This is a genomic window from Nocardioides sp. (assembly GCF_041393715.1).
GTDB lineage: Bacteria > Actinomycetota > Actinomycetes > Propionibacteriales > Nocardioidaceae > Nocardioides.
The window spans coordinates 86,205-110,952 of record NZ_JAWKJQ010000007.1 but is presented as its reverse complement, the minus strand read 5'-3'; the positions used below and the strand labels follow the sequence as shown (position 1 = coordinate 110,952).

The 24,748-nt window shown below is 71.9% G+C and carries 24 protein-coding genes, 1 tRNA gene and 1 pseudogene; 12 read left to right on the top strand and 14 right to left on the bottom strand.

Annotation, left to right across the window (positions count from 1 at the left end; translation table 11 throughout):
* The first annotated feature begins 16 nt into the window (after positions 1-16).
* The 5 genes from R2740_RS12720 to R2740_RS12700 all read left to right on the top strand — a co-directional run bounded on the left by R2740_RS12720 (position 17) and on the right by R2740_RS12700 (position 3,795).
* The gene (locus R2740_RS12720; protein WP_371303063.1) at positions 17-550 is read left to right on the top strand and encodes a hypothetical protein; all 534 of its coding nucleotides are present in this window, start codon (positions 17-19) and stop codon (positions 548-550) included.
* A gap of 57 nt (positions 551-607) precedes the next feature.
* A complete protein-coding gene (locus R2740_RS12715) occupies positions 608-1,453 on the top strand; it encodes an SURF1 family protein (RefSeq protein ID WP_371303062.1) in 846 nt (281 codons plus the stop codon).
* 4 nt (positions 1,454-1,457) lie between these two features.
* Positions 1,458-1,796, top strand: coding sequence for a DUF3817 domain-containing protein (locus R2740_RS12710; RefSeq protein ID WP_371303060.1), 339 nt, complete (start codon positions 1,458-1,460; stop codon positions 1,794-1,796).
* A gap of 78 nt (positions 1,797-1,874) precedes the next feature.
* Entirely contained in the window at positions 1,875-2,759 is an 885-nt protein-coding gene (locus tag R2740_RS12705; RefSeq protein ID WP_371303059.1) for a patatin-like phospholipase family protein, read from the top strand.
* 10 nt (positions 2,760-2,769) lie between these two features.
* On the top strand, positions 2,770-3,795 hold the full coding sequence (locus R2740_RS12700; RefSeq protein ID WP_371303058.1) for a 1-acyl-sn-glycerol-3-phosphate acyltransferase: 1,026 nt from the start codon (positions 2,770-2,772) through the stop codon (positions 3,793-3,795).
* Between the two features lie 45 nt (positions 3,796-3,840).
* Here R2740_RS12700 and R2740_RS12695 read toward each other — a convergent pair whose 3' ends face one another.
* Positions 3,841-4,461 (bottom strand): hypothetical protein, encoded by a 621-nt coding sequence (locus tag R2740_RS12695; RefSeq protein ID WP_371303057.1) that lies wholly within the window; start codon positions 4,459-4,461, stop codon positions 3,841-3,843.
* Between the two features lie 161 nt (positions 4,462-4,622).
* On the opposite strand from R2740_RS12695, the gene R2740_RS12690 reads away from it, so the two are divergent.
* The 3 genes from R2740_RS12690 to R2740_RS12680 all read left to right on the top strand — a co-directional run bounded on the left by R2740_RS12690 (position 4,623) and on the right by R2740_RS12680 (position 7,102).
* Positions 4,623-5,138, top strand: a complete 516-nt coding sequence (locus R2740_RS12690; RefSeq protein WP_371303056.1) for a peptidylprolyl isomerase — start codon at positions 4,623-4,625, stop codon at positions 5,136-5,138.
* 12 nt (positions 5,139-5,150) lie between these two features.
* Complete coding sequence (locus tag R2740_RS12685; protein ID WP_371303055.1) at positions 5,151-6,095, top strand: rhomboid family intramembrane serine protease; 945 nt, start codon at positions 5,151-5,153, stop codon at positions 6,093-6,095.
* Between the two features lie 173 nt (positions 6,096-6,268).
* On the top strand, positions 6,269-7,102 hold the full coding sequence (locus R2740_RS12680; protein WP_371303054.1) for a glycerophosphodiester phosphodiesterase: 834 nt from the start codon (positions 6,269-6,271) through the stop codon (positions 7,100-7,102).
* Positions 7,103-7,185: 83 nt separating this feature from the next.
* On the opposite strand, the gene R2740_RS12675 is transcribed toward R2740_RS12680, so the two are convergent.
* Complete coding sequence (locus tag R2740_RS12675) at positions 7,186-7,653, bottom strand: cell division protein CrgA (protein WP_371303053.1); 468 nt, start codon at positions 7,651-7,653, stop codon at positions 7,186-7,188.
* Positions 7,654-7,717: 64 nt separating this feature from the next.
* On the opposite strand from R2740_RS12675, the gene R2740_RS12670 reads away from it, so the two are divergent.
* Entirely contained in the window at positions 7,718-8,512 is a 795-nt protein-coding gene (locus R2740_RS12670) for a DUF881 domain-containing protein (RefSeq protein WP_371303052.1), read from the top strand.
* 36 nt (positions 8,513-8,548) lie between these two features.
* On the opposite strand, the pseudogene pknB reads toward R2740_RS12670, so the two are convergent.
* The 6 genes and pseudogenes from pknB to R2740_RS12640 form a co-directional block, all read right to left on the bottom strand.
* Positions 8,549-10,299 (bottom strand): annotated as a pseudogene (gene pknB / locus R2740_RS12665) (Stk1 family PASTA domain-containing Ser/Thr kinase).
* 52 nt (positions 10,300-10,351) lie between these two features.
* Complete coding sequence (locus R2740_RS12660) at positions 10,352-11,815, bottom strand: peptidoglycan D,D-transpeptidase FtsI family protein (protein ID WP_371303051.1); 1,464 nt, start codon at positions 11,813-11,815, stop codon at positions 10,352-10,354.
* The gene (locus tag R2740_RS12655; RefSeq protein ID WP_371303050.1) at positions 11,812-13,221 is read right to left on the bottom strand and encodes an FtsW/RodA/SpoVE family cell cycle protein; all 1,410 of its coding nucleotides are present in this window, start codon (positions 13,219-13,221) and stop codon (positions 11,812-11,814) included. Before R2740_RS12655 ends, R2740_RS12660 begins: the two co-directional genes overlap by 4 nt.
* A gap of 3 nt (positions 13,222-13,224) precedes the next feature.
* Entirely contained in the window at positions 13,225-14,511 is a 1,287-nt protein-coding gene (locus R2740_RS12650) for a PP2C family serine/threonine-protein phosphatase (RefSeq protein WP_371303049.1), read from the bottom strand.
* Between the two features lie 3 nt (positions 14,512-14,514).
* Positions 14,515-14,985, bottom strand: coding sequence for an FHA domain-containing protein (locus R2740_RS12645; RefSeq protein ID WP_371303048.1), 471 nt, complete (start codon positions 14,983-14,985; stop codon positions 14,515-14,517).
* Positions 14,978-15,748: an FhaA domain-containing protein gene (locus R2740_RS12640; protein WP_371303047.1), complete on the bottom strand. Its 771-nt coding sequence runs from the start codon at positions 15,746-15,748 to the stop codon at positions 14,978-14,980. Before R2740_RS12640 ends, R2740_RS12645 begins: the two co-directional genes overlap by 8 nt.
* A gap of 315 nt (positions 15,749-16,063) precedes the next feature.
* On the opposite strand from R2740_RS12640, the gene R2740_RS12635 reads away from it, so the two are divergent.
* Positions 16,064-16,147, top strand: a tRNA-Leu gene (locus R2740_RS12635).
* A gap of 46 nt (positions 16,148-16,193) precedes the next feature.
* Here R2740_RS12635 and R2740_RS12630 read toward each other — a convergent pair.
* The 3 genes from R2740_RS12630 to R2740_RS12620 are packed head-to-tail and all read right to left on the bottom strand — an operon-like array spanning position 16,194 to position 19,666.
* Positions 16,194-17,048: an alpha/beta fold hydrolase gene (locus tag R2740_RS12630; protein WP_371303046.1), complete on the bottom strand. Its 855-nt coding sequence runs from the start codon at positions 17,046-17,048 to the stop codon at positions 16,194-16,196.
* Positions 17,045-18,031, bottom strand: a complete 987-nt coding sequence (locus R2740_RS12625; protein WP_371303045.1) for a VOC family protein — start codon at positions 18,029-18,031, stop codon at positions 17,045-17,047. Before R2740_RS12625 ends, R2740_RS12630 begins: the two co-directional genes overlap by 4 nt.
* A 39-nt stretch (positions 18,032-18,070) precedes the next feature.
* The gene (locus R2740_RS12620; protein ID WP_371303194.1) at positions 18,071-19,666 is read right to left on the bottom strand and encodes a bifunctional 3-(3-hydroxy-phenyl)propionate/3-hydroxycinnamic acid hydroxylase; all 1,596 of its coding nucleotides are present in this window, start codon (positions 19,664-19,666) and stop codon (positions 18,071-18,073) included.
* A gap of 143 nt (positions 19,667-19,809) precedes the next feature.
* Here R2740_RS12620 and R2740_RS12615 point away from each other — a divergent pair, with 143 nt between their 5' ends.
* Both R2740_RS12615 and R2740_RS12610 read left to right on the top strand, forming a co-directional pair.
* Complete coding sequence (locus R2740_RS12615) at positions 19,810-20,448, top strand: TetR/AcrR family transcriptional regulator (RefSeq protein WP_371303044.1); 639 nt, start codon at positions 19,810-19,812, stop codon at positions 20,446-20,448.
* A 22-nt stretch (positions 20,449-20,470) separates the two neighbouring features.
* On the top strand, positions 20,471-21,370 hold the full coding sequence (locus R2740_RS12610) for a Dyp-type peroxidase (RefSeq protein WP_371303043.1): 900 nt from the start codon (positions 20,471-20,473) through the stop codon (positions 21,368-21,370).
* A 16-nt stretch (positions 21,371-21,386) separates the two neighbouring features.
* On the opposite strand, the gene R2740_RS12605 is transcribed toward R2740_RS12610, so the two are convergent.
* From R2740_RS12605 to R2740_RS12595, 3 genes are all read right to left on the bottom strand, one after another.
* A complete protein-coding gene (locus tag R2740_RS12605; RefSeq protein WP_371303042.1) occupies positions 21,387-21,971 on the bottom strand; it encodes a maleylpyruvate isomerase family mycothiol-dependent enzyme in 585 nt (194 codons plus the stop codon).
* Positions 21,968-22,966 (bottom strand): TIGR00341 family protein, encoded by a 999-nt coding sequence (locus R2740_RS12600; protein ID WP_371303041.1) that lies wholly within the window; start codon positions 22,964-22,966, stop codon positions 21,968-21,970. The genes R2740_RS12605 and R2740_RS12600 overlap by 4 nt, the downstream gene beginning before the upstream one ends.
* Before the next feature lie 84 nt (positions 22,967-23,050).
* The gene (locus tag R2740_RS12595) at positions 23,051-24,589 is read right to left on the bottom strand and encodes an MFS transporter (RefSeq protein ID WP_371303040.1); all 1,539 of its coding nucleotides are present in this window, start codon (positions 24,587-24,589) and stop codon (positions 23,051-23,053) included.
* Positions 24,590-24,748: the final 159 nt, after the last annotated feature.

The window sequence follows — 24,748 nt, the reverse complement described above, 5'->3', positions numbered from 1 at the left end:
GGGGAGGACTGAGGGGATGCGACAGACAACGGCGCGGCGCAGGGTCAACCGAGGCGTCGCCCTGCTCGACGAGCAGACGCCGGGGTGGGACGAACGGGTCGATCTGGGCCTGCTGGCGCGGGACCGGGAGGGTGGAGGTGTCCTGGCCCAGGTCTACGGCGACCACCTCACCGGGCTGTTCCGGCTCAACCTGATCTGGGAGGACGACGGGACCGCGTGCGGGTTCAAGGCCCGCCGCGCCAGGGACCACCGCAGGCAGGTGGAGGAGTGGCGACAGGTGGTGGCTCCTCGCGCCGAGGTGCGGGTGAGCAGGTTGCTCCGGGACCAGGTGGTCCGTCGCGAGGCCGACATCCGCGCTCACGCGGACCGCGTGATCGACGCGTGGCTGGCGAGCGTCGCCAGGACCGAGGGGCCTCCCGAGCTGACGGTGCCCGCGCAGACGCCGCGGCGGATGCTGCCTGCGCCGGGCGAGGACGTGTCGCGCACCATCATCGACATCCTGTCGGCCGACCCGGCGGAACCCGTGGGCCAGCGAGCCGCAGCCGGCTGAGGGAAGGCGCGGGATCTGCCGCGCGGGCGCCTCGCGGGGGCGCCGTACCCTCGGGGTGTGTCCTCTCCGCTCGCGCCACGCTTCTGGCCGGTGCACCTGCTCGCCCTGGCGGCCGCCGCGCTCGCCGGGTGGCTCGGTGTGTGGCAGTGGCAGGCCTGGGAGGCGCACCGTGAGGCGGCGGCGCGCGACCTGACCGCGGTCGACCCGATCCCGCTCGCCGAGGCGCTGGGTCCCGACGACCCGTTCCCCGGCGACATGGTCGGGCAGCCGGTGGTCGTCGACGGCACCTGGGTGCCCGGTGGCACGGTCTACGTCACGGGCCGGCTGGACGACGGCCGCGACGGGGTGTGGGCCGTGACGCCGCTGGCCGTCGACGGGGCCGACGGGTCGGCGCTCCTCGTGGTGCGCGGCTGGGCGCCGAGCGTGGACGACGCCCCGGCACCGCCCACCGGCGCCGCCGAGCTGGTCGCGGGGCTGCAGCCACCCGACGGCACCGGCGAGGTCGACACCGACCCGACCGACGACCTGCTGCCGCAGCTGCGGATCGCCGACGCCATCCAGCACGTCGACCAGGATCTCTACGGCGCCTACGGCATCGTGGCCGACCAGGCCACCCCCGGCGCCTGGCCGGTCGGCGACCGCGCGGTCAACCCCGGCACCCAGGGGCTGTCTCCGGTCGCCCCGCCGCGGCAGCCCGACGTCGGGTCGTTCACCTCGCTGCGCAACCTGCTCTATGCGCTCGAGTGGTGGGTCTTCGGTGGGTTCGCGGTCTTCCTGTGGTGGCGCTACCTGCGCGACCAGCGCGACCTCCCCGACCTCGAGCCCGAGCCCGAGCAGGACGCGGACCGCGATCCGGACCGCGATCCCCGGGCCGAGCCGGCGCCCAGTGAGCGGCTAGGTTGACCGCGTGGACGGTCTCTTCCGCACCTACCGGGTGCTCGCCTACGTCGTCGGCGTGCTGCTGGCCTTCGGCGCCTTCGTCGCCGTACCGCTGAAGTACCTCGCGGCGGAGGGGTCCGACCTCCAGCAGCTCGGGGTGACGCTCAGCCTGGTCTGGGTCGTGCACGGCTGGGTCTACCTCGCCTACGTCGTGGTGGCCTTCCTGCTCGCCCGCCGGGAGGGCTGGACGATCACCTTCACCGTGCTGATGCTCGCCGCCGGCCTGATCCCGCTGCTGATCTTCTGGGTGGAGCGCCGCGTCGAGCACAAGGTGCTGCAGGCGGAGTCGTCCCCCACCGGGGGATAGTCCGCTACGTTCGGCACCATCAGCGGTGGCCCGACCGGTGCGCAACGTAGCGGACTATCGAGGTGGGAGGCGGCGGCGATGACGACGGCCTACGTGCTGGGCGGGGGCGGGGTCCTCGGCGCGGTGGAGGTCGGGATGCTCCGCGCTCTCCTGGAGCGCGACCTCACCCCTGACCTGGTCCTCGGCACCAGCGTCGGCGCGCTGAACGGTGCGATGGTGGCGCGCGAGCCCAGTCTCGGGGTGATCGACAGGCTCACCGCGCTCTGGAAGTCCGCGGCAGACGACCGGATGGTCTACGGCGACCGCCCGCTGCGCACGGTCCGCCGGGTGGTGTCGACGCGGACCCACATCTACTCCGCCAAGCCGCTGACCGACCGGCTCCGCGAGGAGCTCGGCGACCTGACCTTCGAGGATCTGCCGGTGCGGTTCCAGGTCTGCGCGGCCAGCATCGAACGGGCGGCGGAGCACTGGTTCTCCTCCGGGCCGGTGGTGGAGGCGGTGGTCGCCAGCGCCGCCGTACCGGGCCTGCTTCCGCCGGCCAAGGTCGGCGACGAGCACTTCCTCGACGGCGGCATCGTCAACTCGATCCCCGTCGGGCGGGCGGTGCAGCTCGGCGCCACCCGCATCTTCGTGCTCCAGGTGGGGCGCATCGACCGGCCGCTCTCGGTGCCCACCCGGCCGTGGGACGTCGCCCGGGTCTCCTTCGAGGTGGCCCGCCGGCACCGCTTCGCCCGCGAGATGGCCGAGCTGCCCGCCGAGGTGGAGGCCCACGTGCTGCCCGCCGGGGGCACCTCGACCAAGGACGACAACCCGCTGGGCTTCCGCGACTTCTCCACCGTCGAGCACCGCATCGACGCGTCGTACGCCGCCACGGCCGACTACCTCGACGACTGGGTGATTCCCCGCGAGGATGAGGACCAGCGACGTCCACCGGGGGAGCGGCGGCCGGACCCCGAACGATGAGGAGCCCACGATGACCCACTGGGGGCGCCGGCTGCTGCTGGCGCCGTTCGTGGTCTGGCTGACCGCCTGGGCGTGGCTCTTCTCGCCGCTGTGGCTGATCGTGGCCGCCGCGCTGTCACCGGTGCTCCCGGGACGGATGCGGCTGCTCCGGCTGATGTGGGTCGCGCTGCTCTACCTCACGCTCGAGGGAGTGCTGCTGGTCGTGCTGTTCGGCTGGTGGCTCGCCAGCGGCTTCGGGCGCCGCATCCGGACGCCGTACTGGGAGGGCGTGCACTACGAGCTGGTGCAGGGCTTCTTGTGGGTGTTCTTCCGCGAGGCCCGGCGGGTGCTCAACCTGAGCATCGTCACCGACGGCCCGACGCCCGACGCCTTCCCGGGCCGGCCGATCCTGGTCTGCTGCCGGCACGCCGGGCCGGGCGACTCCTTCACCCTGGTCCACGCCCTGATGCACGACTTCCAGCGCGAGCCTCGCGTGGTGCTCAAGGACAGCCTCGCCTGGGACCCGGCCATCGACGTGGTCCTCAACCGGCTGCCGGCGCGGTTCATCACGCCGCATCCGGGGGCGGGGCAGGACCTCGAGTCGCAGATCGCGGCGCTCGCCGACGGTCTCGATGCCGACGACGCCTTCGTGATCTTCCCCGAGGGCGGCAACTTCACGCCCGCGCGCCGCGACCGCGCGATCGCCCGGCTGCGCTCCCTCGGCCTGGACCGGATGGCCGACCGGGCCGAGTCGATGACCCATGTGCTGGCCCCGCGGCCGGGCGGCTTCCTGGCCGCCCTCGACGCCGCGCCCGACGCCGACGTGGTGCTGGTCGCGCACACCGGCCTCGACCACCTGCTCACCGTGGGCGACCTGTGGCGCGCGCTGCCGATGGACAAGCGGCTGGTGATGCGGTGGTGGTCGGTACGCCGCGAGGACATCCCGCAGTCCCGCGAGGAGCGGATCGAGTGGCTCTTCGACTGGTGGGAGCGGGTCGACGAGTGGGTCAGCGAGCACCAGCCCGAGGACCTTGCCCGGCGAGCCGCGGTCCGCTGATCGACCCAGCCGGCACGTGACCGCCCCGTCTGCGACGCCCCGCGGTCAGGCCTCGGCCGGCTTGTCACCCTCCGGGTCGACGTCGACCGACTCGGCCGGGGCGTCGGGGGTGGTCACGGGATGGGGCTCCTCGGCCGCGTCGGCGAGCGCCTCGTCGGGGCCGGCGCCACCGGCGTCGTCGCTCGCCGGCTCACTGGGGACCGGCGCCGGCGGCGGGGCAGGGACGTAGGAGCTCTGCCAGTTGTCGCCCGCGTCCTCGGTGCGCAGCTTCTTGGCCACGAACGCCGCCAGAGCGGCGATCCCGCCGACCAGCAGCAGCCGCTTGAGGAAGCGCCGGCCGCGCTTGGGCTCGGGCTCGGCACCGGAGACCGCGGGGACGCTGTCCTTGGCGGCCTCGGCAGCGGCGGCGGTCGCGGCGGCGGCCTCGGCGACCTTCTCCTTGCCGGCTGCGGCGGCGTCGGCCGCCTTGTCCTTGCTGGCGGCCGCCGCCTCGGTGGCCTTCTCCTTGGCGATCGAGGCCGCGTCCGAGGCCATCTCCTTCACGTCGTGGAGCAGGGGGCCGGCAGCGTCCTTCGCGCTCTCGAAGGCATCCTCCAGGGCGGGGAGCACCGACTCGGCGAGCTCGGCGGCCTGGCTGGTGAGGGACTTCTTGCGTCGGGTGGGCATGTCTCGACAGTACCCACCGGCACGGCGCGCCATGCCACCCCGTCCGGGGAACCGGGCTGGCGCCGCCGCGACCGGCGTCCGGACCAGTTGGCCGTGCATGGGAGGATCGCGGCAGGCGGCCCGCGACGGGCCGACGTACTCGAACGACCCGAAAGGCCCCCATGTCCGACCTGCAGGCCACGCTGAAGACCAACCGCGGTGATGTCGTCGTCACCCTCTTCCCCGACCACGCGCCGATGACGGTCGACAACTTCGTCGGGCTCGCCGAGGGCACCAAGGACTATCGGGACGACGCCGGTCGCTCGGGCGTGCGCTACTACGACGGCCTCGGCTTCCACCGGGTGATCCCCGGGTTCATGATCCAGGGCGGCTGCCCGCTCGGCTCCGGCACCGGCGGTCCGGGCTACACCTTCAAGGACGAGCCGCACCCCGAGCTGGTCTTCGACAAGCCCTACCTGCTGGCGATGGCCAACGCCGGCCCGGGCACCAACGGCTCGCAGTTCTTCATCACCGTGGGTGCGACCACCTGGCTCAACTTCAAGCACACGATCTTCGGCGAGGTGGCCGACCAGGCCTCCCGCGACGTCGTCGACGCGATCGCCACCACCGCGACCGACCCGCGCGACCGGCCGGTCGAGCCCGTCGTCATCGAGTCGGTGGAGATCACCCGCGGCTGACCGTCACCCGCGGTGACCGAACCTCCGATCCCACCCGGCGCCGGCGACGACGCCGCCACCGCGGTGCCCGTGTGCTACCGGCACCCGGGCCGGGAGAGCCACATCCGCTGTCAGCGGTGCGACCGGCCGATCTGCCCCGACTGCATGCGCGACGCGGCGGTCGGCTTCCAGTGCCCCGACTGCGTCAAGGAGGGCGCCAAGCAGACCCGGCAGGCGCGGACGGCGTACGGCGGCAAGCGCTCGGCCGACCCGCGGCTGACCACCATCGTGCTGATGGGGGTCAACGGCGTGGTCTGGCTGCTGATCATGGCCACCGGCGGCTACGCCAGCCGGATCGCCGACCTGCTGGCGCTGCAGCCGCGCGGCTACTGCGTGCTCCCCGACGGGTCGGCACACGCGGTCGCCGAGCAGGTCTGCCGGGCCGGGGGAGGTCTCTGGACCCCCGGGGTCAGCGACGGCGCCTACTGGCAGCTGCTCACCGCGGCGTTCACCCACATCGAGGTCTGGCACATCGCGGTCAACATGTTCTCGCTGTGGATGCTCGGCCCGATCGTCGAGAGCGTGCTCGGGCGGGGGCGCTTCCTCGCGCTCTACGTCGGGTCGGCGCTCACCGCCTCGGCGGCCGTCTACTGGCTGTCGTCCCCCTACGGCTCCACCGTCGGTGCGTCCGGTGCGATCTTCGGGCTGCTCGGGGCGCTCCTGGTCTTCGCCCACAAGGTCGGGGGCAACGTCCAGCAGATCCTGGTGGTGCTCGGCATCAACATCGTGATCACGTTCTCCTACGCGCGCATCTCCTGGCAGGGACACCTCGGTGGGCTCGTCGGTGGCATCCTGATCGCGGGCATCCTCGCCTATGCTCCGCGGCAGCGGCGGACCGCCTGGCAGGCGCTCGGCATCACCACGGTGCTGGTGGTGACCGTGGTGGCCATCGTCGCTCGCACCGCCGCGCTGGCCTGATCGGGCCGCTCGCGGACCCACGGTGCGCTTCTGTGCAGTCGGCGGACCGGTCGGCTGTGGATCGGGGATTGCACCTTCCTGCAACCTGGTGTTCTGATAGGGGCGACGCGCGTCCTCGGGGCGACGGCCAGCGTCGGTGAGCGACAGCACCGCAGCCCGGAGGACCGATACCCGTGACGAGGAGTCTTGGCGCGCTGGCGCTCGCGCTGGCGATGGGCGCGACGATGGCCGCGCCGCAGCCCGCCGCGGCCACTCGCTACGTCCCCGGGAGCCAGTGCGTGCTGGTGATCCACCGGGCCAAGCTGCCGCCCTACGACGAGGAGCAGGCGGTGGGCATCGCCGACTCGGCGCGCTGGGGCTTCGGCTCCGAGCTCGACGTGCGGCTCACCTCCGACAACCGGCTGGTGATGGTCCACGACGACACCCTCCGGCGAGTCACCGGGGGGAAGGTGAAGCAGGCGGCGGAGGACATGACGCTGGCCGAGATCACCGCCGTCCGCCTGGCCCGCGGCGGGCGGGTGCTCACCCTCGCGGAGGCGCTGTCGGCCGCACAGGCCAGTGGCACTCGGGTGCTGGTGGAGATCAAGCGTCACGGCCGCTACCGCCAGCGCTGGGACAGCGTCGGGCTGCCGGCCCTGGCGGCGACCATCCACGACCTCGGGATGGAGGCCGACGTCTATGTCGGCAGCGCCGGGTCGGTGGAGTTCTCCGAGCTGGCTCCGGAGCTGCAGACCTTCTTCCGGGTCGGCCCCGGAGCGGTCGCGACGACATGGATCATCGACCACGGCTACGACCTGGTCCAGCTCGATGCCACCCACTACGACCCCGCGCTGGTCGCCGAGCTGCGCGCCGCCGGCATCCTGGTCGGCAGCCGGCAGATCAACCACCGGGAGACGCTCCGGGCGGCCTTCGGCGCCGGGCTGCGGTTGTTCCAGGGGGACCGCGGGCGCCTGCTCACGAAGTGGTGCGAGGCCGCCGCCGCCGAGCACGGCGAGTCCGCGTCGTGAGGGTCGAGCCGCGGGCCGCCGATCGGCGGCGAATCACACCCGTGTAGTTCTCCACAAGCGCATCCACACCTGTGGACTGAGGGCTACTCCCAGCGCGTGGCGTAGGCGAAGCCCACGGCCATGAAGCCGATGCCGACGAACAGGTTCTTCTGACCCAGGTCGTTCATCACCGGGACCGGCGAGATGTCGTTGCTGAACAGGTAGAACGCCACGATCCAGGCGAGCCCGATCAGGAAGCAGGTGACCATGGTCGCCGCGGCGCCGGGGGTGCGGCCCAGTGGCGTGCTGGGGTGGGCGGCGACCAGCAGACCGAGCATCACCGCGCCGAACCCGACCAGGTAGTTCCAGTTCGCCCAGTCGCCCATGAACGCCGGACCACCGGGCTTGCCCGGGGCGGCCGCGGTGGGGTCGACCCGGACCACGACGTAGTAGTAGGCGATCCAGGCGATCCCGGCGAGGATCAGCAGGATCGCCAGCACGAACCGCACCGAGAGGATCGGCCCGGCAGACGGGTCGGCGAACTCGGACCGCTTGGCCTTCGGCTTGGACAACGCTTCTCCTCGCGCAGCTGGGCATCCCTCCGGTTCGGGGGGATCGCGGGCTACCTTAGTCGCCATGACCGCGGGATCCGACCTCCGGCCCTCCGCTGAGGAGGATGCCTCGCCGCCCCCGGCGGGAGCGGAGGAACGTGGGTCGAGCAGCTGGCGTCCCGCCGCGCTCGTCGCCTTCGGGATGTGCGGGATCCTGTTCGTGCTCAGCGCGGTCAACAGCGACGGTGAGGACCTGCGCCCGGGCCGCTACACCGATCTCGCCTCCCTGGTGTCCACCGAGAGCAACCAGGTGACCCGGCTCAAGGCCCAGGTGACCACGCTGAGCGCCGAGGTCGACCAGCTCGCCGAGGCGGTCAACGACAAGCGGGTCACCCGGCTGCAGAACAAGGCCGACTCGCTGCGGGTGCCGGCCGGCCTCGAGCCGGTCTCCGGCCCGGGCATCACGGTCACCCTGTCCGACGCCCCCGAGGACGTCATCAACGCCACCACCCGCAACCTCAACCTGCTGGTCGTCCACCAGCAGGACATCCAGGCGGTCGTCAACGCCATGTGGCGCGGCGGGGCCGTGGCGGTCGCCGTCCAGGGACAGCGGCTGGTCACCACCACCGGCATCAAGTGCGAGGGCAACGCGGTGCAGCTCGACGGCCAGCCCTATGCCCAGCCCTATGTCATCACCGCCGTCGGCGACCAGGTCGCGCTGCTCCGCGCGATCGAGGAGGACCGCGACCTGCAGACCTACCGCGAGCAGGCCAAGCTGCCCGACATCGCGGTCGGCTGGAACCTCGAGTCGCACGCCGACATCACCGTGCCGGGCTACACCGGCGTCACCACGATGAGCTACGCCACCGTCAAGCGCTGACCGCCGTGGGTCCGGGGCCGCCGACCGCCCCGCTGGTCAGGGTGACGGCGAGGTGGTGTCGGACGGCGACGGCGAGGTGGTGTCGGATGGCGACGGCGTCTCCGTCGGGGCGACGTACGTCGTCACCACGAGCACGATCTGCGTCCCCTGGGGCTGGGTGGTGCCGGCCTCGGGGGTCTGCTCGAGCACGGTCCCGGTGGCCTGGTCGGTCGGGCTGTCGTCCTCGAACACCTTCACGGTGAAGCCGGCGTTCTCGAGGATCTGGGTGGCCACGTCGCGCTGCTTGCCGACCACGTCGGGCACCTGCGAGGGCCCGTCGCTGTAGTAGACGGTGACCTCGGAGCCCTCCTCGACCGAGGTGCCCGGAGCGGGATCGGTCTCGATCACCTGACCGGCCCGCTCGTCGGACTCCTTCTCCTCGAGCACGGGCTCGAGCCCGGCGTCGCGGATGGCCTGGGCGGCGGCCTTCTTCTGCAGCCCGACCACGGGAGGCACCGTGACCTCGGGCTTGCCGAGGGAGACCACGATGGTGACCGTGCTGCCGACCTCGACGCGTCCGTCCTTCGGATCGGGGTCCTGGGAGATGACCCGGCCCTTCTTGACGGTGTCGTCGTTCTGCTCGGTGACGTCGCCGACCACGAGCCCGGCGTCGGTGATCTCCTTCTCGGCGTCGGCCTGCTTCAGGCCGACGACATCGGGCACGGCCACCTGCTCCGGGGTGGGTCGGACAGCAGCTGCGGCAGCAGCCAGGCGGCCAGCGCGGCGAGGATGCCGAGCAGCACCAGGATCGCGACCAGCCACCACCGGCCGCTGCGACGCTCCTCCTCCTCGGGAACGTCCTCCATGGCGACCACCGAGGTCGACTCGGCGGGCGGCGTCGGCACCAGCGCGGTCGCGGCCAGCGCGGCACCCGCGGCGACCGCGGGTGCCTGCACCGGGCGGCCGGCGAGGTAGCGTTCGATGTCGGCGCGCATCTGGGCCGCGCTCTGGTAGCGGTCCTCGACCCGCTTGGTGAGCGCCTTCATCACGATCGCATCGACCTCGGGCGGCAGCTCGGTGTCGTGGTCGGACGGTGGCGGCGCCTGCTCGCGGACGTGCTGGTAGGCCACGGCCACCGGGCTGTCGCCGACGAACGGCGGCCGGCCGGTGAGCAGCTCGTAGAGCAGGCAGCCGGCGGAGTAGACGTCGGAGCGCGAGTCGACGGTCTCGCCGCGGGCCTGCTCGGGGGAGAGGTACTGCGCGGTGCCGACCACGGCGGCGGTCTGGGTCATCGACGAGGAGGCGTCGGAGACGGCGCGGGCGATCCCGAAGTCCATCACCTTCACGTCGCCGGCGGGGGTGAGCATCACGTTGCCGGGCTTGATGTCGCGGTGGATGATGCCGGCGCGGTGGGAGTAGTCGAGGGCCGACAGCACCCCGCTGGTGATCTCGAGCGCCCGCTCGGGGAGGATCTTGCGACCCTCACGGAGGATGTCGCGCAGCGTCCGGCCGGCGACGTACTCCATCACGATGTAGGGCTGCGCCACGTCGGTGCCGTCGTGGGCCATCTCCTCGCCGGTGTCGTAGACGGCGACGATGGAGGGGTGGTTGAGCGACGCGGCCGACTGCGCCTCCCGGCGGAACCGGGCCTGGAAGGTCGCGTCGCTGGCCAGGTCGGTGCGCAGTCGCTTGACCGCCACCTCGCGACCCAGGCGCAGGTCGGTGCCCTTGCGCACCTCGGCCATGCCGCCCCGGCCGAGCTCCTCGCCCAGCTGGTAGCGGCCTCCGACGATGATCGGTTCGCTCATCGGTTCCCATCCTTGCGCACTGGTGCCCCCAACCCGGCTCCGACACTGCTGCTCACTGGTCCAACACCACGGCTTCCATCACGGCCTTGGCGATGGGGCCGCCGAGCCGGCCGCCGGCGATGTCGTCGGTGGCCACGTCGGACCCCTGGATCATCACGGCGACGGCGATCTCCGGGTCGTCGGCCGGGGCGAAGCTGACGTACCAGGCATAGGGCCGGCAGCCGTCGCAGTTCTCGGCGGTGCCGGTCTTGCCGGCGACCTGGACGCCGGGGATCGCACCGGGGGACGCCGTGCCCGAGGTGACGGTGGCGGTGAGGGCCTTGGTGAGCTCGGAGGCGGTGGTGCTCGAGACGGCCTCGGAGAGGCTCTGCGGCTTGGGGTTGTCGATCACGTCGAGGTCGGGGGAGAGCACCTTGTCGACGAGGTAGGGCTTCATCACGGTGCCGCCGTTGGCGACGCCGGCGACGACCATGGCCATCTGCAGAGGCGTGGCAGCGACGTCGAACTGGCCGATGCCGGACAGCGCGGTCTGCGGGCGGTCCATGTCATCGGGGAAGACCGACTCGACCTGGCCGTTGAGGTCGTCGAGGTAGGTGCTGTTGAAGCCGAACTTCTCGGCCTGTTCCAGCATCTTCTCCTGGCCGAGCTCGTCGGCGAGCTGGAGGAACGTGGTGTTGCACGACTGCGCCAGCGCCTGGGTGAGGCTGATCGTGTCGGTGCCGCACGCACGACCGCCGTTGTCGATCACGGCGTCGCTCTGCGGCAGCTGGTACGACGGCCCGCCGGGGACCTGCGACTCGGCGTTCTCGACGAGGCCGTCCTCCAGCGCGGCGGCCGCGGTGACGATCTTGAACGTGGAGCCCGGAGGCAGCCGGGTCTGGATGGCCCGGTTGAGCAGCGGCTTGGTGGGGTCGGCGTCGAGGCGCTGGTAGTTGCTGACCTCGGCGTCGAGGTCGTGGGTCGCCAGCTTGTTGGGGTCGAAGCTGGGCAGCGACACCATCGCCAGGATCTTCCCGGTGCTCGGCTCGATGGCCACCACCGCGCCCTGCACGTCGGGACCGAGCGCGGCCAGGCCGTCGTAGGCGGCGTCCTGCGCCTTCGGGTCGATGGTGAGCTGGACCTGGCCGCCCTGCGGCGAGGCGTTGTTGAGCAGGTCGACGAGGCGGGTCACGAAGAGCCGGGAGTCGTCGCCCGACAGCACGCCGTTCTGGGTCTGCTCGATGCCGGTCTGGGTGAAGAAGGAGAAGAAGCCGGTGACCGGGGCGTAGCGGTAGGGCTTGGCATAGACGCGCTGGTGCTCGTAGCGGTCATCGCTCGGCACCGACTCGGCGATCGCCTCGCGACCCACCAGGATCGGTCCGCGGTCGCGGGAGAACGCCGCGTCGATCACCCGCCGGTTGCGCGGGTCGGCGTTGAGGTCGCCGGCGCGGACGTACTGGACGTAGGTGACGTTGGCGAGCAACAGCAGGAACAGCAGCAGCGCGAACAGCGAGAGCGTGCGGATCGGCTTGTTCATCCGAGCTTCACCACCTGGGTGACCTCGGCGTCGACGTCGGGCTCCTCGGCCGGGTCGAGCACCGGGATCGGCCGGCGGGCGAAGTCGGAGATGCGCAGCAGCAACGCCACGATCACCCAGTTGGCCACCAGCGAGGAGCCGCCCTTGGACAGGAACGGCGTGGTGAGGCCGGTCAGCGGGATCAGGTGGGTGACGCCGCCGATCACCACGAACACCTGCAACGCGAACACGATCGCCAGGCCGGTCGCGACCAGCTTGCCGAAGGCGTCACGGCAGATCAGCGCGGTGCGCAGGCCCCGCTCGACGATCAGGCCGTAGCACAGGATCACCGCCATCAGCGCGGTCAGCCCGAGCTCCTCGCCGATCGCGGCGATGATGAAGTCGGACTCGGCGTAGGAGATCCGCCAGGGCTGCCCGTTGCCGAAGCCCCGGCCGAGCAGACCACCCCAGCCGAGACCGAACATCGACTCCACGATCTGCCGGCCGCTGTCGCGGACGCCCTCACCGCCGTAGTAGTCGAAGGGGTGCAGCCACAGGTCGACGCGCAGCGCGACCCGCGGGACGACGTAGTAGGCCAGGGTGGCGCCGGCGGCGAAGAGCGTCCCGCCGACCAGCAGCCAGCCGGGCCGCTCGGTCGCGACGTAGAGCATCACCAGGAAGAGACCGAAGAACAGCAGGGACGACCCGAGGTCGGACTGACGGACCAGGATGGCCAGCGAGATCAGCCACATCACCAGGATCGGGCCGAGGTCGCGGCCGCGCGGCAGGTCGACGAACAGCAGCCGGCGGCCGGCCAGCGCGAGGGCGTCACGATGGCGCACGAGGTAGCCGGCGAAGGCGAGCACCAGCAGCACCTTGGCGACCTCGCCGGGCTGGAAGCTGAACGGTCCGAGGTGGATCCAGATGCGGGCGCCGTTGATCTCCTTGCCGATGCCGGGGAGCATCGGCAGCAGCAGAAGCACGATGGCGCCGAGGCCGAAGGTGTAGGTGAAGCGCTGCAGCACCCGGTGGTCGCGCACGATCAGCAGGGTCGCGACGAACAGCAGCACGCCCAGCGTCATCCAGGTGAGCTGTTGTCGGGCGAACCCCTCGTCGGGTCCGTTGCCGGCCGCGAGGTCGAGGCGCCGGATCACCGCGAGGCCGAGCCCGTTGAGCGCGGCCACGACCGGGAGCAGCACGGGGTCGGCGTACGGCGCCACGAGCCGCACGACGATGTGGGCGCCGATGATCAGGGCGGCCAGCCAGCCGCCGTAGCCGAGGATGTCGGTCGGCACCTCGCCCTCGACGCCCACCCCGACCGCGGCGTAGGCGCCGATGCCCACGGCGAGCGCGATCACGAGCAGGAACAGCTCGGCGCCGCGCCGACGCCGGTGGACGAAGCCCATCAGGGCAGAGGTCTGGCTCACGGGCTAGCCGGTCCCGGACGAGGTGGAGGAGACCTGTTCCTCGTTGAGCCGCTCGACGGTGTCGCGCGCCGACTGGAGGTCCTCGGCGCCGAGCCCCTCGTTGACGGCCTTCGCGTTGACCTGCGAGAGCTGGCTGACGGTCAGGTTGGTGGTCTCGTAGGGCTCGGACAGGGAGTAGCCGAGGACGTCGCCCGGCACGCCGCGGAAGATGGTCACGGCGCCGTTCTGCACGCCGACGTAGTACTGCTGGTGCAGCCACCACTGCGCGACGCCCAGCGCCATCGCGAGGAGGCCGACCACCGTGAGGGTGGCGAGCACCCGACGCAGCCACACGAACCGGGGTCGCTCGACCGGGGCGTAGCGGGCGTGCTCGGGGTCGATCGGGTCGGAGGCGATCGCGAAGCCGGCCTCCTCGGGGATCTCGGCGTCGATGGCCTCGATCTCGCCGGTGTCGCCGGCGCGGTGACCGCGGAACAGCGCAGTGGCCCGACCCGCGAGCATCGGCTTGCGGGGCAGCTCGGCGGCGCTGCCGACCAGCATCGGCTCGAGCACCTCCTCCAGCGGCGTCTCCGCGGGGACGGTGTCGGCGACGATGCAGGTGATGTTGTCGTTGCTGCCGGCGTCGAGGGCCGCCCGGACCAGCTCGACCGCCGCGAAGTCGGGGGTGCCGGTGGTCAGGATGTCGGCCATCCGGCCGTCGGTGAGGACACCGCAGGCGCCGTCGCTGCACAGGAGCAGCCGGTCACCGGGCGCCAGGTCGACGAAGAACAGGTCGGGGTCGGCCTCGTGGATGCCGTCGATCGCCTTGAGGATCAGGTTGCGGTGCGGGTGGGTGCGGGCCTCCTCCTCGGTGATCCGGCCCTCGTCGATCAGCGACTGGACGAAGGTGTGGTCGTGGGTGAGCCGGACCAGCTCGCCGTCGTGGAGGAGGTAGGCGCGGGAGTCGCCCAGGTGCCCGACGCCCAGCCGGGAGCCGTCGAACAGCGCGACGGTGGCGGTGGTCGAGGTGCCGGTCAGCGCCGGGTCCTCCTCGACCAGCTCACCGATCCGGTCATGGGCGCGGTGCAGGGCGCCGGCGACCGCGGAGAGCAGGTCGTCGTCGCGCGGCTGCTCGTCGATCCTGCGGATCTGCTGGACGGCGGTCGAGGAGGCGATGTCGCCGCGGGCGGCGCCGCCGACGCCGTCGCAGACGGTGAGCAGCCACGGGCCGGCGTACCCGGAGTCCTGGTTGTCCTTGCGGACCCGGCCCACGTCGGAGATCGCGGCGTACTGGAGTCGGAGGTCGGCCATCGGCTACTTCCTCAGCTCCAGGACGGTCTTGCCGATCCGGATCTGGGTGCCGAGGGTCAGCGTGGTGGGCTGGGTGATCCGGCCGCTGCCGACGTAGGTGCCGTTGGTGGACCCGAGGTCCTCGACGAACCACTGGTCCTCGGAGGCGGCCACCCGCGCGTGCCGGGTGGAGACGTAGTCGTCGTCGAGCCGGATGGCGGCGTCGGGGCCGCGGCCGATGAGCAGCGGCGCGTCGACGAGCTCGGCGCGGGCGCCGACGTTGGAGCCCTCGACCACGATCAGGTGGGTGGGCTGCCCGCGTCGGCGGGGTGCCTTCTGGCGGCGACCGCGCGGGGTGGGTGCCGCGGCACGCGCGGCCTCGGGCACCCGGGCGCCGAACATGTCGGACCGGATCACGGAGATCGCGGACAGCACGAAGATCCAGAGGATGGCGAGATAGGCGAGCCGGATCAGGAACAGGGTGAGCTCAGACACCGGGCTCCTCTCCGGCGGACCCGTAGGGGACCTCGTCGGGGTCGGGCACGTCGGGCGCCGGCTCGTCGACCACCCGGACCACGATCTCGGTGTGGCCGATGCGCACCACCGAGCCGTCGCGGACCCGCACGGACGTCGCCCGGTGGCCGTCGATCAGCATGCCGTTGGTGGAGCCGAGGTCGCGGACGCCCAGGCGCAGGCCGCGCTCGGCCTCGGGGTCCTCGGTGACGCTGAACTCGATGTGCTGGCGGCTCACCCCGGGGTCGTTGATCCGGATGTCGGCGTCGGTGCCGCGGCCGATCACCAGCCCCGGCGGCAGCAGGGGGTGCCGGCTGCCGTTGATCTCCAGGACGGCGCGCGAGCGGTGACCGTCGTCGCCGCGGCCGTGGACGGCGGCGACCGCCCGGCTGGTCACCCGGAACCTCCCGGTCGTGAGATCCTCGGACTCCTGGAAGCTGATCGAGATCGGGCCGGGGAAGACGTAGGACTGCTGCTCGGCGTGGTCCTCGAGCTGCTCGGCCAGGTCGCGGGCCATCGCGGAGTCGTAGGCCGCGAGCCGGTCCATGTCGGGTGCGCTCAGCTCGACCCGGAAGTCGTTGGGGACCAGGCGGCGGTTGCGGCTGAGGATCTGGGTGTTGTTGTCGGTCTCGCGCTGCAGCGCGGCCGCGATCTCGACGGGCTGGACGGCGCTGCGGAAGGCGCGCGCGAAGACGCCGGAGATCGCCGACTCCAGCCTCTGCTCCAGGCGTGACAGCGCACCCATGCCCGCGGCGACCTCCTCCCTGCGTCGTGGCTCCCGATGTCGTGGCAAGCCTGTGGGGGTGGGACGCCTCCGCCCCACCCGCGGTTGAAACCTGTTCGATCGTATCGGGGCCGCCCCCGCCTTCCCCGCATCCGCGGGGGTTGGGGGTTGTTGCGGTGGTGGAGGTTCATCATGTGGAGCAGGTGGCCTCGCACTTCTCGTGGTGAACTCACCAGGAGAAGTGACAACTCGTCTGCTTCACATGATGAACCTCCACAGCCCACCTCCGGGTTTGGGCACCCCGGGCGCGCTGGGATACCCTGAGCGTCGCTTCACGCGCGAGTGGCGGAATAGGCAGACGCGCACGGTTCAGGTCCGTGTGTCCGAAAGGACGTGGGGGTTCAACTCCCCCCTCGCGCACGACAGCCCCAGGTCTGTGACCTGGGGCTTTGTGCTGGGCTGCGCCTCACTCCGTGAGGAAGAGCCGTGTCTGCGCGACGAACCGGGCGGCCTGCTCGATCTGCACCCAGTGCCCGGCGTGCGGCAGCACGTGCAGCTGCGCGTTCGGCAGGTGGCGGGCGAGGTAGTAGCCGGCCTCGACCGGCAGCATCCGGTCCTCGCGGCCGTGGATGACCAGCGCCTCGTGGTGGATCGCGGCCAGCTCCTCCTCGGTGAAGCGCACCGGCCCGACCTCGGGGTCGAACGTCGCCAGGTGCGACCGGCGTACGTCGGCACGGTCGGCCTTCGCGAACCGGTCGGCCGCGATCTCCCCCAGTCGGTCGGCGAACAGGGCGTCGTCGTGGACGAAGCGGGGGAGCAGGTCGGCCATCGCCTCGACCGAGGGGTCCCGATAGAAGGTGATCAGCCGCATCAGGTCGTCGGTCGGCGGGATCGGCGCACCGCCGCTGCCCATCAGCACGATCCTGCCCACCCGCTCGGGAGCGAGCTGCACCGCGCGCAACGTGATCATGCCGCCCATGGAGTTGCCCACGAAGTGCGCGCGCTCGAGCCCCAAGGCGTCGAGCAGCGCGAGGAGGCTCTGCGCGCGCAGCGTGGTGTACGCCGGCATCCCGCCGGTCGGCGCCGGGTCGGGGTGCTCGGAGTCGCCGAAGCCGAGCACGTCGGGCGCGATGCAGAAGAAGTCCTCGGCGAGGACCGGCAGCAGGTGCCCCCAGTTCGACGGTGCGCTGACCCCCGGACCCGAGCCGTGCACGAGCAGCACGGCCGGACGACCCGGGTCGCCGGCGGTGTAGACCCGCAGCCGGTGCTCGCCGGCCAGGACGTCCCGGCCGGCGAGCCCGTCGGTGGGCGACGCGGTCATCGGCCCTCGTCGCCCAGGACGGAGGCGGCGACGGCCTCGTCGACGGCGGCCTTCTTGAGCGCCTCGCCCCGCTCGGCGCCCTCGACCAGCCACTTGCCGAGCTCCATGGGGTTCTGGTGGCCCCACAGGCTGATCGAGTCGTACTGCGTGACCTCCCAGTCGTCGTCGTCGATGATCAGCCCGCCCCAGCCGAACTCCACGGCGACGCCGGAGGGCGAGTGGGCGTAGAAGGAGAACATCTTGTCGTTGGGGTGCATCCCCAGCGTCATCAGCAGCGGCACCCGGGCCTCGCAGACGCGGTCGTAGGCCAGGCCGACGTCCTCGCGGGCGTTGTTCTCGATCAGGAAGTGGTGGAGCTTGAACGGCGCGGGCGCCTCGGCGAAGGCGAGGGTGTGGTGCCGGCCGTTGCAGTGGGTGAAGGCGGCGTCGATGTAGACGCCTGGGGCCATCTCCTCCTTGATGTAGTCGGAGATCTTGAAGCCGAGGTGCCCGTAGAACTCCAGCATCCTGTCCCGGCCGCCCTCGCTGCACAGCAGGAACATGTGGCCGGCGCCGCCCTGGTCGGTCTGGAAGCCCTGCTGGTTGACCTCGTTGCGGTAGGGCTCGGTGGCCTTCTGCAGCCCGGTGATCAGCTCCACCCGGATGCCCTCGGGGTCGTGGGTGACGAAGACGCGCGCGACGCCACGCTCGGCGCGCAACGCCTCGTCGCCCTCGACGACCTCGTGGCCCTCGGAGCGAAGCAGCCCCACGACCTCGTCGAGGTCGGTGTCGCTGCCGCAGTCGAACCCGGCGAAGGCGATGTCGTTCTTGGGGCCCCTCGTGACGATCGTGCGATGGATGTAGTCGTCGAGCCGGAAGGTGGGGACGTCCTCCTCCTCCCGGGCCGGCATGATGCCCAGCAGCTGGCCGAGGAAGCCGCTCCAGGCGTCGAGGTCAGACGCCTCGATGCCGACGTAGGACAGCTCTTTGATGGTTGCGGTCATGGTGACTCCTTCGTGGTGGTGGTGGTCGGTGGCAGACGGTCAGGCGGGTAGGCCGAGCCCGGAGACGTCGCTGGCGGCGACGAAGCCGTCGGGGCGTACGGCGACGACGCGCGCGCCGCGCTCCCGGAGCCAGCCGAGGAGGGTGCCGTCGATGTCGACGATCTCGTCGGGTCCCTCGGTCCCCTGGTCGGCGGCGCGCACGGTGACGAAGCGGGCGCCGACGCCCGCCCACGCGGCCCGCCCCTCGGGCGAGAGCAGGGAGGCCGGGTCGACGTTGTCGCCGAGCAGGACGAAGCCGCCCCCGAGGAGGTCGTCGAGCGGGCCGATGAGGCCGGTGACGCCGGCGGCCCGGGGCTGGGGGATCATCTGGCCGACGGGCCCCTGCGGCGTGACGGTTCCGGTGAACCAGCCGGCGGGATAGCTGGGCGGCCACAGCAGCGGCGGGAGCTCGGGCTCCTCGTCGGGCTTCGGCGCCAGCGCCGCCATCTCCTCCTCGCTGAGCTCCTGCTTGATGATCCGGCCGAGCTGGTGGGCGACCTCGGTGTAGAACCCGACGTTGGGGCGGCGCTCGGCCTCATAGCTGTCGAGCACGCTCTCGGGCAGCCGGCCGTCGATGACGGCGGCGATCTTCCAGGCGAGGTTGAACGCGTCGCGGATCCCCGACTGCATGCCGGCCCCGGCCCAGGGCGGCATCAGGTGGGCGGCGTCGCCGAGCAGGAAGACCCGACCGTCTCGCCAGCGCTCGGCCGCCCGGATGTGGTGGCTGTAGAACGCGTGCTGGTGGATCTCCACGTCGTCGTGCGAGACGCCGAGTGCCTCGAGGAGCGGCCACACCTGCTCCGGGGTGGCGAAGTCGGCGTCGCTCTCACCCGGGTTGAGCGGGATCTCCCAGCGGTGGTTGCCGCGGGCCAGGGCGATGTCGACGACCGGCCGCTGCTTGTCGGACCAGAAGGTGAGGATGTGGCGGTCGGGCCACCACCGCTTGACCTTCGCGTCGATGACGACCCACCGGGTGTCGATGGTGTCGCCGGTCATCTCGATGCCGAGCAGCTGGCGGGTGGTGCTCGAGCCGCCGTCGCACGCCAGCGCATAGCGGGTGCGGGTCGTGTGGGTCGTTCCCGTGGCCAGGTCGTTGCTGGTCACGGTGACGCCGGACTCGTCCTGGGTGACGCCGACGACCTCGGTGCCGTACTGCACCCGGACCTTGTCGCCGAAGCGGCAGGCACCCTCGCGCAGGGTCTGCTCCATGGTCGGCTGGTAGATGGCGTACGACGTGGCGTGCCCGAGCTGGCCGGGCGGGAAGGGGAGGTTCAGCAGCTCGGTGCCGTCGTAGGTCTTCCAGCGCAGGGCGACGGTCTCGTCCATGTCGGCCTTGAGGGCGTGGTCGAGCCCGACCGACTGGAACAACCGCATCGTCCAGTCGCTGATGGTGACGGCCCGCGCTCGGGGGTCGATCTCGCGGTCGCGCTCGAAGGCGACGGCGCTCAGGCCGAGGGTCCCGAGGGCGTTGGCCGCGGCCACCCCGGAGGGGCCGTAGCCGAGGATCGCGACGTCGGCGTCGTACGTGGGCTGGTGGGGGTGCTGGTCATCGTGCTGGTCCTTCCTCGCAGTGCGAGCATGCCGTCGATCTGGAATGAACGTTCCAGATAGAAGTGACCACGATTACAGGTGGCGACGGTCACAGGTGTCAAGGGATCTGGAACGCTCATTCCAGAGAGCGGAATGACGGACGCACCCGTGTCCTGATCGGTCATGCCGGACTTCGTAGACTTCTGGCGATGCCCACCACGAGCACCACCACCAACAAGCGCCTGGCCCAGGGGGCCCGCTCGCGCGGCGAGATCCTCGATGCCGCCGAGCGGATGATGGCGGTGCGCGGTTTCGACGGCACCAGCGTCGCGGACATCGCCCGGGAGTCGGGGCTGCCGAACAGCTCGATCTACTGGCACTTCACCTCCAAGGCCGGCATCCTCGCCGCCGTCATGGAGCGCGGCGCCGAGCGCTTCTTCGTGGCGGTGGAGAACCCACCCCGGCGCGAGGGAGAGTCCCCTCGTGACTACCTCGGGCGGGCCATGCACGCCGCCGGTGCCGTGCTGGTCGAGCAGCCGGACTTCCTGCGGATCTTCACGCTGCTGACGCTGAGCAGTGAGGACGAGGACGCACGGGAGATCGTGGCCCGGGTGCGCGCCCACGGCCGGGCCAGCCTGGTGGAGATGATCGGCCGGGCCTTCGCGGAGGTGGCCCCCGACCGTGCCGACGCGGTCGGCGAGGCGACCGCGGACTTCGCGCTGGCGGCGTTCGACGGCGCCTTCCTCGCCCTCCAGTTCACGCCCACGGGTTCGCACGAGCAGCTGATGGACCAGCTCGCCGGAGCCCTCGCGGCCCTCGGTGGCGACGCCCTCGAGAACCTCGCCTGACGCAGGAGAGGATCCAGCGACCATGGCAGTCCCGCAGACCGGCATCTTCGCGCTCGGTACGGCGGCGCACGCCTACCTCGAGCTCGACCTGACCCGGACGGACGACGCAGGGGAGCTGGTCTCGGCCCTGGCCGGGCTGGCGGCCGGACGACCCACCACCGGGGCGGCCAACCTGGTGGTCGGCGTGCGTCCTGAGCTGTGGGCTCAGGTGGCCCCCGACGCGGCGATCGTCGGGCTCGGCGGCTTCACCGACCCCGTCGTCGGCCAGGACGGGTTCACCATGCCCGCGACCCAGCGCGACGCGGTGGTCTGGGTGGCCGGACCGGCTCAGGACGTCGTGTTCGACCGCGCCGTGGAGGTCACGACCGCGGTGGCGGGCGTGGCCGAGCTCGTCGCGGAGACCTTCGGCTGGACCTATCACCGCGACCTCGACCTGACCGGCTTCGTCGACGGCACCGAGAACCCACCGCTGAGCGAGGCGATGGGCGAGGTGGTGGCCCCCGAGGGCGCACCCGGCGCGGGCGGCAGCGTGCTGCTGCTGCAGAAGTGGCGTCACCACTGGGCCGACTGGACCTCGCTGTCCGACGCCCAGCAGGAGCAGGTCATGGGCCGCACCAAGGTGGATGACGAGGAGCTCGACGACCCACCCGAGACCTCGCATGTCGCGCGCACCGACCAGGCCGACTACGGCCACATCCTGCGCCGCAACACGGCCTACGGCACGGTCCTCGACCACGGCACCACCTTCGTCGGGTTCGCCTCCTCGAGGGCGCCGCTGGAGGCGATGCTGGCCAGCATGGCCGGCGTCGCGGGTCCGCGGGACGCGCTGACCCGCTACTCCACCCCGCTCACGGGCGGCTACTACGCCGTGCCTGCGCTGTCCGACCTCGAGCGGTTCGTGGAGCCGGCCGCCGACGACTGAGCCGTCGGGTCGGGGCTCACGACCCCGGCCGCTCGACCCGGACCTCGGCGGGGCGTCCGTAGGCCCAGCACATCAGCTCGGGAGGCTCGCCGGTCACCACGACCGTCGGCGCTCCGCGGGTGACGGCGGCCCGGCGGCCGTCGGGGTGGACCAGGGTGAGCCCGCGGGTACGCCGGTGCAGGGCGTGGGCTGCCCGCTGCACCCGCAGCCACAGCGCCTCGGCGAGCGCGTCGTCGACCGGGGGCTGGGGCACGCCCTGGGGGCGGGCGACGTCCTGGGTGTGCATCCAGTACTCCCCCAGGGCGTGGCGGTGGTCCTCCCACCGGTCGAGTGGCATCGCGGCGATGCCGCCCGGCTCTCGGCGCAGCCGCCCGACGAGGTCGGCGTACTCCCAGCGGGAGTGGATCCGCGCGGCCCGCCCGCGGCCGAGCCGTGGCACGACCACGCCCGGCCAGCCGAGGGGATCGCGCTTGAGGGTCCAGACATGCACCGCGAGGTCGTGGGCCGTCCAGCCCGCGCACCAGGTGTCGGCGTCGGCGTCCACGGCGTCGAGGACGTCACACAGACGCTGAAGCTGCCGGTCCCGCAGCGCAGCGGTCACGGCACCTCGCCCACCTCGACCCGGTCCCCGACGGTGGTGACGACCACGACGTGCAGGCCGGCCGGCAGCACCCCGTGCAGGTCCTGGCGCAGCTGCTCGACCGACGGCAGGTCGCCGGGGGTCCGGACCTCGATGACGTAGTCGGGCAGTGCCAGGTCGGCGCTGGTCACCGACGCCCCGCGGGTGCCGCTCAGCCAGGCCTCCGCGGTGCGGGAGGCCTCCACGTTGATCTGGCTGATGTAGTAGGAGAACGCGGAGCTGATGAGCAGCGGGGTGGCCACCGCCAGCGCCAGGGTCGCGAGCATCAGCCGGACCCGGCGGGTGCTGCCGCGGGCCCGCCCCTGGTCGCCGGTCGCATAGCCCAGGAACGCGAACACGAACGTGCCGGCCAGCACCAGGGCCAGCAGGTTGGACAGGAACAGCATCAGCGCGCCGAGGGCCAGCAGCACCGCTCCCTGCCCCAGGCAGATGCCGACCACGACGAGCGGCGGTACCAGCGAGATCGAGATGGCTACGCCCGGCAGCACCGCGGCGACGTCCTTGCGGGCCAGCGCAACGGCGCCCGCGAGCCCGGTCGAGATGGCGGCGATCAGGTCGAACACGCCCGGGCTCACCCGGCCGGAGATCTGGCTGTTGGCCAGCAGGTCGGTGCTGCTCGGGAGGAAGGCGGCGAACAGCATGCCGATGCCGATGACCAGCAGCGCGCCGATGACGACGTAGCGGAAGGCACGGGTGCCGTCGCGCTTCACCAGGCCCAGGGCCGAGCCCATGATCGGCGTGGAGAGCGGGGCGATGATCATCGCCCCGATCACGGTGGCCGTGGAGTCGGCGAGCACGCCGGCGCCGGCGATGAGGGACGAGAGGGTGAGCATCGTCCAGAACGCCGAGAACTTCGACCGCGCGTCACCCTCGGTGAGGTCGAGGTCGTGGGTCAGCTCCTCCAGCGAGCGGCGTTGCACCTCGGGGAGGAGACGGGAGCGGATTGCGTTGAGCACGAGGGCATCCCACCAGACCGCGGACGCGATCGCCACGGTCGGTGGCGGGACGTTTGTCGCCCGCGGAGGCGCGGGCCTCGTCGGTCAGCCTTGGTCGTCGTCCCGGTGGGAGCCGGGCCCGAAGGCGGCGACCAGGACCGCGGTGACCAGCGCGACGGCCGCCGCGAGCACGAGCGCCGCACTCACGCCGTCGACGAACGCCTGCCGGCCGAGGTCGGCGAGCTCCTGGCCGTGCTGGCCGAGGCGGGCGAGCTCGGGAGAGGAGACGAACGCGACGGACCCGAGGATCGCGTCGGCCGCCTGCTGCGGCAGCCCGGCCACGTGGTCAACCATGGCGTCGCGGTAGACCTGGTTGAGCGTCGAGCCGAGCACCGCGATGCCCAGCGCCGAGCCGAGCTCCCGAGCGGTGTCGTTCATCGCGGAGGCCACCCCCTGCTTGGCCTGCGGCAGGGCCTCGGTGACCGCCGTCGTGGACGGCGTACCGGACAGACCCATGCCGGCCGCGCCGATCATCAGGCCCGCGGCGAACAGCGGGTAGTCGAGGTCGACCTGGGCCCGGCTGACGACGAAGAGTCCGACCGCCAGCAGCACCATGCCGACCGGGACCAGCCGCCGGAAGCCCAGCCGGGTCGCCACGCGCGGAGCGAGCCGGGCGGTGGGGATCAGCAGGAACGGGATGGGCAGCAGGCGTACGGCGGCCTCGAGGGGGCTGTAGCCGACGACGAACTGGAGATACTGCAGCACCGAGAAGATCAGCCCGAACCAGCAGAAGAACGTGACCATGATGGCCAGGCTGCCCACCGAGAAGCCGCGGGAGCCGAACAGCCGCGGGTCCAGGAGCGGCTCCGCGCGGCGGAGCTCCCACCCGATGAAGCCGGCGAGCGTCACCGCGCCGAGGACCAGGCCGGTCAGGGTCGCGGCGTCGGTCCAGCCGCGCTCCGGGCCCTCGATGATGCCGAAGACCAGGGCGCCCATGCCGACCAGGCTGAGGACCCCGCCGATGACATCGACCGACGGTGGGTGCTCGTCGACGGAGTCGGGCACCTTGACGATCGTCCCGACGACCGCGGCGGCCGCGAGCACGACGTTCATCCAGAAGAACGACTGCCACTCGAAGAACTCCAGCAGCGTGCCGGTCAGGAACAGCCCGACGATCGCGCCCGCGCCGGCGATGCCGACCCAGACGCCGATGGCGCGCGGCCGCTCCTCCTCGGGGAAGGAGGTGGTGATCACCGAGAGCGTCGTCGGCATCACCGCGGAGGCGCCGAACCCCATCGCCGCCCGCACCGCGATCAGCCCGGTCGGCGTGTCGATGAAGGTGCCGGCCACCGCCGCCAGTCCGAAGATCGTCAGCCCGCCGACCAGCAGGGGCTTGCGGCCGAACCGGTCTCCCAGGGCGCCCGCGAAGAAGAGCAGCGCCGCGAAGACCACGGTGTAGGCGTCGATGATCCAGGTCAGCTGGGTCTGGGTGGCGCCGGTGGCCCGGGCGATGTCGGGCAGTGCGACGTTCAGACCGACCACGGCGGAGACGATGGTCATCAGGGAGAGCGCGATGACCGGCATCACGGCCTTGGTGGAGACGGTGTCCGGCGCGTGACCGGCGGTGGCGGCATTTCCTCGCATGGTGAATTTATTCCACAGGTGGTGAATTCTTGTCAAGAGGGCGGGAACGGGCCACCGTGGCGTCGGGAGTCGACCCGCGGCCCGAGGGGCTCGCGATTGTGCGGAAAGTGCAGCCGGTGGTCGCGAAATGACGACGTTTGGGCACAAACGACGCACTCC